Here is a 13,057-nt window from a genome sequence, read left to right as displayed (position 1 = left end):
AAACCCTATTGAATATTAGGGCGACGTGGGCGTGGAAGCAGGTCAAATTGCCCTAGCTTGTAAGATGTGAGAATTTCAGGAGTTAAAGTGTCGAGCCAATCAGCGTATTGTTTGTAGCTGACACATTTTACCTCTGGCATTCCGCAGACATTCTTAACAAAATCCTGAAGAGCGTCCCAGTAAGCGCCACCATTGTACTTCTCAAAGTTGTGACCCAAGCTCACCGGCGCGCGGCGACCGTAGTAGTTCATATTGAAGTAGTTCATATAAGAGTCGAGCATTTCCTTACGATAGTGTTCGCGGTTTGCGAGATCCTCTTTGGCTTTGGAATGAACATAGTAAAAGTTATAATCCATGCCGATGATTAGTTTACCAGTTCCGGCCATCTCAATCATAGGAAGAGTGATATTCCAGAAGCCGTATTTATTTTTTGTCGGCCACAGAGTTGAAGCACCGGGAACTGAGACATCATAGCGGAAGTTCATAGCCTTCATTGTCTGCCATAGAGCCTCGTTCACGCCCAAACGGGGAGCACGGAAGCCTACGACATCTTTTTCTCCCAAAGCATACCCTTGAGGGTATTTTGAACTCGGAGTCAGACCGTTGTTGAAATAAGCCCCGAAGACCAAATCGTTGAATTGTTTAAATTCAGAATCCCAGTCATTTGTGTCCCAATTTTCACGAGCACCGTCAAACTGACCGTTGCCACGAGAAGCAATTTCGTGTCCTTCAGCATAAGCATCGTTCATCATGTTAAGGCGGGAAGCAATACCCATCGCACTTTCGCCAAAACCGATATTTGAATATCCCACATCATGTTTTGGTGGAGCATAGAAGTGTCGATTGGCCTGGCGAAGAAAATAAACGCCACTAATGAAATATGTGAATTTCACAGGCTTGTTGTTTTTGGTCATGTCCGCTGCGAAATCGCGTGTGGCTTGCCACTGCCTTAAATCCAAACCGCCATCAAAACCGATCATAATATATTGCGGTGGTCGCGCTACTTTTTCAGGAGTCGGAACGCTTTGATTTTCAGCCAAAACTGTAGACGCTAAGAGAGAAAAAGACATTAGAGCTCCCAAAGAGAGCTTTTCAAATCTTGAAATCACGTTTCACCTCACTTTGAATGTTTGGAACAATTCTAAGCGCAGGTAGAAGGTGAGTTCACCTTACCGTATAGATAAGTCTCTTATTTATTTTTAATTTCAAAACAACAGTGTATTTTTTTGTCGTGAAAATCTTGTGGAATGCTTTCCTCCGTCAGATCTTTGACGGTGTATTTGGCAAGAATGTTCTCAGACAATTTGAATTTTCGTTTGTTATTCGAGAAATACAAAACTCCGTTGGGCTTCAGCATACTCATGCAGGCATCGACGAGAAAATCCTGATCACGCTCGACCTCAAAACTGTCTTCCATTTTTTTGGAATTGGAAAAAGTGGGAGGATCTAAAAAGATCATATCAAAAGCAGCGTGATCGCGATTGGCGCGCAACCACTCCAGAACGTCGGCATTGATAAAGCTGTGATCACCTAAATCAATCTTATTCAGTTCGAAGTTGTCTTGGGCCCAACGCAAATAGGTCTGAGACATGTCGACACTTGTCGTGCGGGCCCCCGCCAGGGCCGCAAATACACTGACAGACCCTGTGTAGCAAAAAAGATTTAAGAATGTTTTGTCTTTCGCTGTTTTGAAAACCTTTTGGCGCATCGGACGGTGATCTAGGAACAATCCGGTATCAAGATAATCATAAAGATTTACTTTTAGAAGAGCTTGGGATTCCCGCACGGAAAAAGTTTGCTCCTTGGAATCCAACTTTTCGTACTGTTTAAGTCCTTCTTGGCGCTCACGTTTTTTAATCACAATACAATCTTCCGAAGTCTTGAAAAGAGCTTTGAGGGCTTCAATAACATGAGGAAGGTGATTTTTATCTTTATCTTTTATGAAGTCACTTTTGTCGTAAACGACGTAGTGATCTTTATAAACATCGACGATGAATGGATATTCGGGAATGTCACGGTCATAAAGACGGAAGGCCTCAATCTGATGACGCTCAGACCAGCTCTTGAGTTTTTTAAAATTCTTTTCCAGGCGGTTCTTGATCATGTCCATGGTTGATATTTAGACAAAAAATGGGGGTTATGGTACTTATTCCTTCATGTTGGCGGAAAAAAGAGCGGAGCATATAGCTTTTATATTAAATAAACCGGGAAAAGACGTGGCGTTTGTCGAGCACGAAGGTGTTCTCTACTATGCGTATTTTTCTAAAGCGTTCAGTGCTCCGTCGTCGGCGACGGTTAAACTTTTACAAGGATTGTTTGACGAGTTTGTCGATCATAGTTTCTTTATTTTACGCCAAAGAATTTTCACAACAAGCCCGTTGACGGAAATGTGTCGGGGCATGGTGAAAGTTGTCGCCAAACGTGTTTCGGAAAATATTCTTCCTCTTGATCACGGCTTGAGTTTAAATTTGCGCTTTCAGAATGTAGGAGAAGAAGAAGCGGCCCTGATTACGGTGCGCCACTTGAATGTCGAAAACCAAGTCCCGTTGCAGGAAGTACGTCGGTGGATTTCTCAAGGTTCTGTGACGAACCCTCCAGAGTATTTACAGCTTGCAAAGAAACTTGCACAGAAGATTCCCCGTGGCGAAGTGTTGCATGATTATGATCGGGATATCGCCGCTTTTTTAGTGGACCCTAACGGCACTGTTTTAAGTTATGGAGTGAACTCTAACTCCAAAAATAAGACTCTGCATGCTGAAGTGAATCTGCTACAGAGACTTTTTAAAGAATCCCAAGAGAAAATTCCCGAGGGAGCAACTTTATACTCCACCCACAAACCCTGTAAGATGTGTGCAGGAATGATTTATCATTGGAGCGCTCATCCGGAATCATTAAAAGTCTATTACGCTATCGAGGAAGCCGGAGGGCTTTCGCGGCAAACGGTTTTGGATCGCCATCAGATTAATAAACAGCTTCCGTCGAACTAAAAAATGAATTGATGGCTTTAATGAGAGTGTCTTTGCGGATGGGTTTCGACAGGTGCATATCACATCCTGCCTGCAAACTCTTTTCGACGTCTTCAGAAAATGCGTTGGCTGTGCAGGCAAAAATGCGTGCCGGCGTTCTTTCGGCCTTTTGTTCAATAGCGCGAATAAGACCTGTGGCTTCATAGCCGTCCATTCCCGGCATTTGCACGTCCATAAAAATAATATCGAAGTGTTGGCGTTCTACTAATTCAACAGCCTCGATTCCACTTTGGGCGTAGCTTATATGATGAATTGTGTTTTGCAGATAAATTCCAAAAAGATTGCGATTGTCGTCAACGTCATCAACGATCAGGATGCGCAGACGGCTGTTAGCAATGTTGTGTTTGATGTCGCTCAATTGATATCGTCCTTGCAAGGGGTTGTGCATAGTTGTTTTTCGTTCTGTGGTGGACGCCATAGTTGCCGTAAAATAGAAAACGCTGCCAATACCCTCATCGCTTTCAAGCCAGATTTGGCCATTCATCAATTGAACAATGTTCTTGGTGATGGAAAGTCCTAACCCCGTGCCGCCGTACCGGCGAGTGGTCGCAGAGTCCGCTTGGGTGAAAGGTTGAAAAATATCTTTAAATTTCGAGCGGGGAATTCCAATTCCTGTGTCGGCAACACAGAAAAGAATATTTCCGGGGCGGGAAGTGCGATTTTTGGCAACTCTTAAAGAAACTTCTCCTTTGTGGGTGAACTTAATGGCGTTATTAAGTAAGTTCATCAAAACTTGGCGCAATCGGTCCTGATCACCCACATAGAAAGCGTCAACATCTTCTTCAACTTGTATGTTAAGTTGCAACCCTTTTTCTTTTGCTCGAAATCCAAGCACGGCAACGAGTTCGTCTAAAAGTTTCTGTAAATCAAAAGGCAGAAGTTTTAACTCAATTTCTCCAGCCTCAACTTTTGAAAGATCCAGTATATCGTTGATGATCGTCATCAGCTGATTGTTGGCTCTTTGAAGAATTTCAACGAAAGAGGCTTGTTGATCGTCAAGGAGAGTTTCAGCCAATGTGTCCGTGATGCCGATAATAGAGTTTAACGGTGTGCGGATTTCGTGACTCATATTTGCCAAAAATACAGATTTGGCGTAGGTAGCGGCTTTGGCTTTGGCTGCCGCTGAAAGGAGCTCTTTGTTTTTCTTTTCAAGGTTTTCAGAAAGACTTTTTTTCTCCGTCACATCCATAGCCATCTTCACGATCTTTACGATCTCTCCCTGAAGATTGCGCACGGGAGTGTAAGAACCTTGAATCCACACGATGGATTTTTCTTTGGAAAGTCTTTTGAACTCGCCGGTTTGTGTATGACCTGCAATCAATTGATTCCACATTTCCAGATATTCAAATTCATGCTGATAAAATTCCGGTAAGAAAATCGAATGATGTTGTCCGACAAGTTCATGAAGCTGATACCCCAATAGATTTAAAAAATTCTGATTAGCCCACAGAATTTTGCCTTGAATATCGAACTCGATCACGGCGTTGGAGTTTAACAGTGCTTCGTAAACCGACTCAGTCATACAACAAGTCTTTCAGATTATTTAATTTTAATAAAATTACAAAAGCGGCTGGGTATTAAAGTTTTGTAATTTCACAACTGACACCGGTGTCGGAGCGTTCTTAAATGTTCTTTAACAATCTCCCCCGATGAACTTGAACATCTTTTTCGTGATTCTATTTTTTCGTCATATATTTAAAGAGAAGCTAATTTCAGGGAGGAAGTTATGCCTACTCATCCACTACAAGACAGCGACATTACGAAATGTATTAACCTTTGTTTCAGTTGTTCTCGCAGTTGTCTTGAAACCTTACACTATTGTATGGAGGAAAAGGGAACGGCCTTCTCGGGAAAACATCTTTCACTGCTTCAGTTCTGTGTTGATGCGTGCCAGATGACGGCGCGACTTTTGATCGCGGAGTCTGAATTCTACAATCAATCTTGTGAACTGACTTTTGAGCTCTGCCGTGCTTGCGCCATTGAATGCGAGCGGTATGAGTATGACGAAGTCTTTCAGCAATGTGCGGATATTTGCCGTAGCTGTGCAGAGTCTTGCAGAGGAATGTCGGGCATGACGGTGCGAGTGCCCAAAGAGGAAATCGAAAGAAAAAGAAATTCTTCGGCGCGCGCCAACGGTTCTGCCGCACGCATTTAAATTAATTCGGGAAAGGTCCTACGGAAACAGGGGCCAGGCGGAATGGTTTTTTATCCGTTCCGAGTTGGCCTGAAGAATCCATTCCTGAACAGTACCAGTTTGTTCCGACTTTGCCGCAAAGGCCGAAGGCTCCCTGAGCTTTGATATCAGTCACAGTTCCGAAGGCATTTAGAGTGCTTAAGGCCGTAGGCGAGAAGTGATATTCCGCAGTGATATAATCATTATTTCCGTGCTGATCTTGGCGATTGAAGCCCCAGCAATAGCCGGCGCCATTGGCGATCACACAATGATTGATATATCCACTGTGAAGAGACGTGATATTGGTAAGACTGCCCGTAACGTCAATCGGTGAGAGAGCATTGGTGCTTGTACCGTGTCCAGGGTATTGACCCCAACATTTCAATGTGGATGTGCCAATACGTGCGCAGCCTCCATAACTAGAAAGAGATATTTCGTCGATATTAGTCAATCCAGGAACTTGAACAAATCCCGCTCGTGAAACGGCGTCACCTTGTCCAAGTTGTCCATTGGAATTAAGACCCGTGCACCAAACCGTTTTATCTGTTTTTAAGACGCAACCATGATAACGACCGATAAGAACCTTGGCGTTATCAGTTCCGGCGGAAGTGATCTCCACGGGAGTTGCGTAGCTCGTATATGAAGCAAGATCAAACATGCTGTACATATCAAGGTAACCCCAGCAATAAAGTTTTCCGGCTGTATTAATAGCGCAAGCAAAGTCATAAGAGGAACTTGCGGCCAGATCCACCATGCCTGAGCCAAGCCCTGCAGGCACATTTGGATTTCCTGAGGTGGCTGTGGAACCACGAAGCCACGAGCGTCCCCAGCAATTCACGGCGCCTGACTTCAGAGCACACGTACCACTCGGAGTCGCAACTATTTTCGTAACGCCGGAATCCATATTCTTAACACTTGTCGGAGCTAAGTAAATTCTATCCACCAAAAGATTTCCGACCTTATTGAAATAGTTGTCGCCAACGCACTTGACCGCGCCATTAAAGATTCCGCAGCCGTGCTCGTCATTCATGGCAATTGAAGAAGCGCCGACATAGTCAGGACTTAGCACGTGAGCGTTGCTTTGCAAAACTTGCTGATCTCCAAGTTGTCCAAAACCGGAATTTCCTGTGCAGTAAACTTGACCTGACTTAATGAAGCAAGTGTGCGCTTGATGGGCTCCGGCAACCGCAGTGACACCCGAGCTTGCACCGACCACCGTTGTGAGTGGCTCAATAGTACTTCCTGAAGGTCGATTGATACCCATTTCACCATAATAATTGCGACCTCGACACTTCAGCTCACCACTGATCACTGCGCAGAACTGATAACCGAAATACACGTCCGTCGCTCCAGCAAGCTCTGTCATAAGCGTCGGAGAGTTGGAATCGGCACTCGTGCCCCACGTGATTTGGTAATCACCATTGTTGCCCCAGCAGTAAACTTGATTCGCATTATTCTTTGCGCAAGTTCCATAAAGACCGGCCCAAGCATCGACTACAGTTCCGATACCACTGATCAGAGTTGGTGTGTTTACAGGATTGAAGTTTCCGACTCCGACTTCACCATTGGTATTAGCGCCCCAACAATAGAGTTCTCCGGCCTTGATAGCGCAGACGTGAACCCATCCCACCGCGATCTTACTCACGCCCGAAGAGAGCGCGCTGATTGCAACAGGAGAGGTGGTCGAAGATACGATAGAAGGGTCGCCAAGAATGTTGTACTCTTTTGCTCCCCAACAATACACGCCGCCATTCTTGATAACACATGAGTTGAGGTAACCTATGCCTGCATCTGTGACACCTGAACTCATTCCCGTGACGAGAGCTGGAGTTGTGCGGGAAGAAACTGTACCTGTTCCCGTCAACCCGGCACCTGGATAAGAGCCGTGGCTACCGACGCCCCAGCAGTAGATAGCACCCGTATTTAAGATAGCGCAGCTCACGCCATAGTGGGCGGCGATTTTAATTGCAGGAGCAGCAAGAGAAACTTCTTTAGGATAAGTGCTAGAGTAATAGTTTCCTTGACCCAACTGTCCGGAACCGTTGTAACCCCAACAGTAAACTTTTCCGGCACTCGTTAAAGAGCAACTGTGATTATCACCTGTTTCAATGCCAATCGCATCTTTTCCTGCGGAGTAATCATTGTCGTTAATGATGATATCCGCGTTTGAGATGTACGATGTACCGCCGGTGATGCCAGTGATTTTAATAGGAACGCGTTTATAAAGTTCATCAACCGCATTATCCACACTTGTTAAATTTCCAAATGTGATCGACGTGCTTCCCGAAGGAACCGAAGCTGTTCCTGATGTCGCAGTCATTGTATAATCTGTTCCCGCAGCGGCACAGTCGACCCCGGTACAAACGTCTCTTGTCCAGTTGATTGACACGGATCCTTTGTCGGTCGGATGCGACAGTGTCGCAATCAAACTTGTTGAAGCTCCCTCAACTACATAAACGTCTTGAATAGTGACAAGGGGAGGAGCTTCGTCATCTGTGATCGTCACAGTATGCACGGTGTTTGTTCCAAGATAAGCTCCCACAGGAGAGCTTAAAGTGAGCTTGAATGTTTCGTCATACTCTTCTGTACTGTTATCTAAAATTGGAATGGCAATGTTCACCGAAGTGCTGCCAGCGGCGATTGTCGCAGTGCCGTTTACAGCCGTATAGTCGCTTCCCATCGTCGCTGACGGTGCGGATCCATTCGAGAAGGTGTAGCTAACGGAAACGGCAATATCGGCTGCAGCAGGAATACTAACAGCCACTGTGTGAGTAGGATCGTTGTATTCAGAAACTGTTGATGTCGTCACCGTGAATTGAATATTTGGTGAGTTCTTCGTCCAGGTTGTCGAAGTGGCTGCGGCATAAGTTTGCCAGTTTCCTGCCAAATCTTTTCCGACGACGCAAACTTTAACGCTGCCATTGGCGTAAGCTGAAATGTTATCTGTGATGTTTGTTGCTTCTGCGATTTCTGAGGCGGAATATCCTGTCGCCACTGTGCAATCTGTTGAAGCTGTGGGACCGATTTTATATTTGTATCCAACGACACCGCTGCCGCCGACATCAATATTCAAAGCGTATTTCGCACTCGAACCTGTGGGCTGTCCCGATAAAGTCGCCGCCGGAGGAGTATCATCATAGGTAATCGAAGCAGAACTCGCCATAGCACTGACATTGCCTGCAAGATCCTTCACCCAGGCATAAAGTGTTTTCGCTTGGTTTACGGTTGTGACTGTGAACGTTGCAGGTAAGCTTGCACCACTCACCCAAGTACATGCAGACACGGTTGTGTTGTTCTCCATAATACAGTAGTGCGACGGACTTCCGCTAACCGCAGAAGTGATATTAAATGTCGTGCTGTTGGTTGGAGAGCTATTGGTAACAGTGAAGGTCGTAATACTTGGTGCCGTGGTATCAATCACAATATTTTTATTTGTACCGAGCGAGCCCGCGGCCGCTATTCCCGGCAGTGTGAGTGTTGCATTGTTGGTTGCGGTGTCTTTAATTGAAGCCGAAGCAATTGTTAACGAGTTTGTCGCGACATAATTCAGATCAGCCACCGTATCTGTCGCTTGAACTGTGTAGTTGAATATTAAGGTATTCGCTCCACTTCCAGAAGCATAAGACGCGGATCTAGCGGGAGTCGTATTTAAGGCAATAAGCGGCGTTCCTATGACAACCACGTTTTCAGAGAAGGTCACTCTGACATCAATGACTTCGCCCACTGTATAAGAGCCATTGGCCTTATTCGAAGTGACATTGGTGATAGTGGGAACTGTTGTATCAACGACGACGGCTGACGAACACGCTGACGTATTTGTATTTCCCGCAGTGTCCGTGGAAATAATCTGATAGGAATATGTATTTCCATTTGTGCCGGTAAAGTTGGAAGACGTTGTTGAACTTGAAACAGAGTTTTCAGTTCCAGTGTACGTATTGCAAGTAGCTCCTGTATAGAAGCGCACAGCTTGAGAAGCCAGGTCCGTACTTGTTGACTTGCTCCATTGCGCAACTAAGGCCGTCGTGTTTGTTGGTGAAGTCTGCTGCCATACAAGCGAGGTGGCACTGAGCGGTGCTGTAATATCATAAGTGACGGTGTTATCCGTTGTTGTGGAAGCATTGTTAGTATTTCCGGCTGGATCACTCACTTTGCCAGCTGTGATAGAAGGAATTAAAGTTCCCGCTGTCGTAACGGCAGAGGCCGTCAATGTCCAAGTGATGTTATCTGAAGTGCCAAGTGCCCAAGTAATTCCTGATGCGGTTCCTCCCTGAGAGATATCCGCTGTCGTGAATGTGCTTGGATTGATGGCTTCCGTAAAAATGATCGTAAATTCAATTGGAAGCGTGTTGGTTGGATCTGTCTGTCCCGCCTTCTGATTAATAGTTAAAGAAGGTTTCGTCGTTTCGTAGGTAATGGAGTTATCAGTGCTTGAACTTGCCGTATTGTTATTGCCGGCCACATCGGTAACTTTGTTAGCGCCAATAGATGGAATGAGAGTGCCGGCTCCTGTGATGGCCGTGGCTTTTAAAGACCAGGTGATATTGTCAGAAGTCGTCAGGTTCCAGGTCACACCCGTTGCGGTTCCGGATTGTGTAATATCTGCGGTTGTAAAGCTCGCTGGATTCACAGCCTCACTAAAGACGACAGTGAATTCCACTGGAACTGCATTTGTTGGGTCTGCTTGTCCCGTTTTTTGATTGATCGTCAAAGTCGGCGCCACTAAATCCTGAGTCCATGTAGCACTTGTTGCAGAAGTTAAAGCTTGGTCGACATTCGCAGAGTTTCTTCCAAGCACACAGATCTTGATATCCGTATTGCCTAAGGCATTGACCGAATCCGCAATATTTGTTGCGACATCAATATAACCTGAATATCCGGAGGCGTCGGCACAGTTTGTAGATGCCGCAGCACCTACTTTGTAGCGATAGGACTGAACGTCGGCGCCAGCGACATCAATGTTTAAAACTGTCTGATTGGTTTTACCGGAAGGTTGTCCTGTGATCGTCGCAATGACTGCAGACGTGTTAACCGTGAATAAGAAATCATTGTTGGAAGCATTCGTTGAATTGCCAACAGCGTCTAGCGCAGAGATTCGCGCCGTGTATTGAGTTCCATTTGTAAGAGTACAACCTGTAAATGTGTACGAAGTCGTGGTTACAGTTTGCTGAGCGCAGACTACGGATGAAGCATCCGCACTGCGAACTTCGACTTTATATTGTGTACTTCCAACAGCCGCACCCCAGTGCAAAGTTCCCGTGCTGCCATTGGTGAGCCATTCATCTTGTGTGGAATCAGTTCCGCCTGTGACACCTGCAATGACAAAGGCATCAGGAGCTTGAGTATCGATCACGATGTCTTTATTTGCTGATAAACTTCCCGCAGTTCCTGGCGTCGGCAACGTTAAAATCATATCGTTGCCAAAGCTGTCTTTGATCGTGGCGCTATTGAGGTTCAAGGCGTTGATAGATTCATATTCAAGATCTGCTGAGTTATCTCCAGCTTGAACGGTGTACAGAAATGTTAAAGTTGTTGAACCAGAACCACCCGTGTACGTGGCAGCACGATCGGTAGAACCAGTTTCAATAAGAACACTTGGAGTTCCTCCAGCGACAGTGACTGCTTCACTAAATTGCACGGTGATTTGAATGGCTTGGCCCGCTTTATAAGATCCATTAGCCAAAGAGGAAGTCACTGAAGTAACAACACCAGGTAGATCTAAAGTATATTGTGCACTCGCGGCCGCGGAAAGAGGATTTCCCGCTAAATCCGTGAGAGTATTTTTTGCGGTGACAGTACAAACCTCCGCATTTGTCGGAGCTGTTGAAATATTCAAATTCACCGTTGCGGAATTTGATGAACTTGCAGAAACACCCGCAATAGAAATCACGCCGCTTCCTGAGCACAACGCGCTCCAGTTTGCCGCGTTTTCTAAAGACGTTTGCGACATGTCTTCATTAAAGACAACAGTGACAGAAGTCGGTAAGGCCGAACGCACACTTGTTGGCGGAGTGAATGACGCTAAACTTGGAGCCGTGCGGTCCAACAAGATCGGATCAGAACATCCTGAGACAGAGATATTTCCAGACGTATCGATAAGAGTGAGATTGTAAGTATAAGTTTCTCCATCAAGGCCCGAGAAATTTCTGGTGTTCGTAGAAGGGCTCAATGTGATCGCGCTGCCATCTAAAGTTAAGCAGGCGGCGTCTTTAAAGAACTGAATTCTTTGTTCAGCAACATCAGATGCTGTAGAGAGAGTCCACTTCGCCGTCACAGGAGACGCTTTGGAGGGCGATGTTTGAATCCAAGAAAGTGAAGTAGGAAGCAGCGGAGCCGTATTGTCATAAGTGACCTGATCATCCGTTGCTGTCGAAGCTGTATTCAGGTTTCCCGCTAAATCAGAGAACTTATCTGCATTTAAAACGGGTTGAATCACACCGTTATTGTCGACACCCGAGACAACGAGCTCATAATGAGTGCTGTCGGTTTTGACCAGTGTGTGCGTATTAACGATGGCTGAACCGATAAAACTAATGTCTGAGTCAGACAAAGTACTTTCAGCAATAGGTTCACTAAAGACTAAAGAAAAACGTACAGGCAGATCTTTTGTTGGGTCCGTTTGGCCGACTTTTTGAGCAATCACGACGGAAGGTTTGATGGTATCAAATGTCCAGGAATAAGCTGTTGCGGAATTATAAGGCTGCCACAAACCATTGGAGTCTTTTCCGACAACGCAGATTTTTAAATTCTGATTGCTCAGTGAAAGGAGGCTGTCTGAGATCCCTGTACTAATAGGTGTCTCAAGAGAATAGCCGGAACTGTTTGCACAGTTTATTGTGCCACTTGGGCCGAGAAAATATTTATAGTGAGTGATATTAAAACCTGAAACGGAAATATTTAAATTTTCAGTGTTGCTTGGATTGCTGGGAGTTCCGCCCAAGATGGCTGCGACTTCGACGCCAAGACCTGACATCGTTAAAGAGCCGCTATCGGACTGGTCAGGATTGTTATAATTCCAAGAAAGATTCTGCGAGTGAGAATTCACTTCGGTAGGAGTATAAGTCAAAACAACGGAACAAGAAGAATGGCCATTTAAAACGGCACCGCAAGTTCCACCGGTCCCAGGAAAACTTCCGCCTTTATAAGAAAACGGCGATGACAGATTAGCGAAAGAAAGTCCTTCGGCACTCGCGTCGCCAGAGTTGGTGAAGGTTAAAGATTTTTCTGTCACAGAGTCTTTAAGTTGCGGACCGAAGTTCAAACTGGCAGAAGTCGCTGTCACTTTGGCTCGTTCAGTTTTGTCCTTTACGACAAAAGAGATACTGTTGTTTGTAAGATTCGAAAAACGGTCGCCGTCGAAACGTAGTACGAAGCTTTCGTCATTCTCGATATAACCATCACGAAGAGCTTTCACGATGAAACTGACGTAAGTAATTCCCGGCTGCACAATCAACGTTCCAGAAGACGCTTCGAAATCTTGGTCCTCATCATCAATGCGCCATTGTAGATTTTCAGGTTTCAGTGTGATCCCGGGAATAGAGGGCGTATCGATCGCAAGAGTGATTTGATGACCGATGCCTTCTTCAAGAACAACAGCAGTTCCCGATTCAACGGACACTTTCATGAAAACTTGATTTTCCGTGATCGCTGGATTTAACGATGCATTCATGGAGCAGCTTACTGTGAATAAGCTCAGCAAAAGAAGTGCAACTATGCGCTGGAACGTGCCGGTGATCTCCATAGAATACTTGTCGGTTATCTAGGGGATTCTTTTAGGTTTTCTTGAGATTTTTATTGTGAAGTGTCCCCATGTTTTTACTGGGAACACTAAAGAAAAAAGCCTCGGGAATTTATGATCTTC

6 protein-coding genes are annotated in these 13,057 nt (G+C 45.4%); 2 read left to right on the top strand and 4 right to left on the bottom strand.

Features of this window, described 5'->3' with window-relative positions:
- Positions 1–5 precede the first annotated feature (5 nt).
- Complete coding sequence (locus ACLSSO_RS17265; RefSeq protein ID WP_413943550.1) at positions 6–1,070, bottom strand: hypothetical protein; 1,065 nt, start codon at positions 1,068–1,070, stop codon at positions 6–8.
- A 119-nt stretch (positions 1,071–1,189) separates the two neighbouring features.
- Complete coding sequence (locus ACLSSO_RS17260; RefSeq protein WP_413943549.1) at positions 1,190–2,110, bottom strand: class I SAM-dependent methyltransferase; 921 nt, start codon at positions 2,108–2,110, stop codon at positions 1,190–1,192.
- A gap of 106 nt (positions 2,111–2,216) precedes the next feature.
- Between ACLSSO_RS17260 and ACLSSO_RS17255 the strand changes: the two genes are divergently transcribed.
- Positions 2,217–2,987, top strand: a complete 771-nt coding sequence (locus ACLSSO_RS17255; protein WP_413943548.1) for a Bd3614 family nucleic acid deaminase — start codon at positions 2,217–2,219, stop codon at positions 2,985–2,987.
- On the opposite strand, the gene ACLSSO_RS17250 is transcribed toward ACLSSO_RS17255, so the two are convergent.
- On the bottom strand, positions 2,962–4,548 hold the full coding sequence (locus tag ACLSSO_RS17250; protein ID WP_413943547.1) for an ATP-binding protein: 1,587 nt from the start codon (positions 4,546–4,548) through the stop codon (positions 2,962–2,964). The genes ACLSSO_RS17255 and ACLSSO_RS17250 overlap by 26 nt on opposite strands.
- A 204-nt stretch (positions 4,549–4,752) precedes the next feature.
- Here ACLSSO_RS17250 and ACLSSO_RS17245 point away from each other — a divergent pair, with 204 nt between their 5' ends.
- A complete protein-coding gene (locus ACLSSO_RS17245; protein WP_295904428.1) occupies positions 4,753–5,181 on the top strand; it encodes a four-helix bundle copper-binding protein in 429 nt (142 codons plus the stop codon).
- A gap of 1 nt (position 5,182) precedes the next feature.
- Here ACLSSO_RS17245 and ACLSSO_RS17240 read toward each other — a convergent pair whose 3' ends face one another.
- Complete coding sequence (locus ACLSSO_RS17240) at positions 5,183–12,865, bottom strand: Calx-beta domain-containing protein (RefSeq protein ID WP_413943546.1); 7,683 nt, start codon at positions 12,863–12,865, stop codon at positions 5,183–5,185.
- Positions 12,866–13,057: the final 192 nt, after the last annotated feature.

Origin of the sequence: Bdellovibrio sp. HCB-162, from assembly GCF_047344985.1 — a bacterium.
In the GTDB taxonomy this organism is placed as follows: Bacteria; Bdellovibrionota; Bdellovibrionia; order Bdellovibrionales; family Bdellovibrionaceae; genus Bdellovibrio.
The sequence above is the reverse complement of the archived record's forward strand: the minus strand, read 5'-3'. Positions and strand labels throughout refer to the sequence as shown.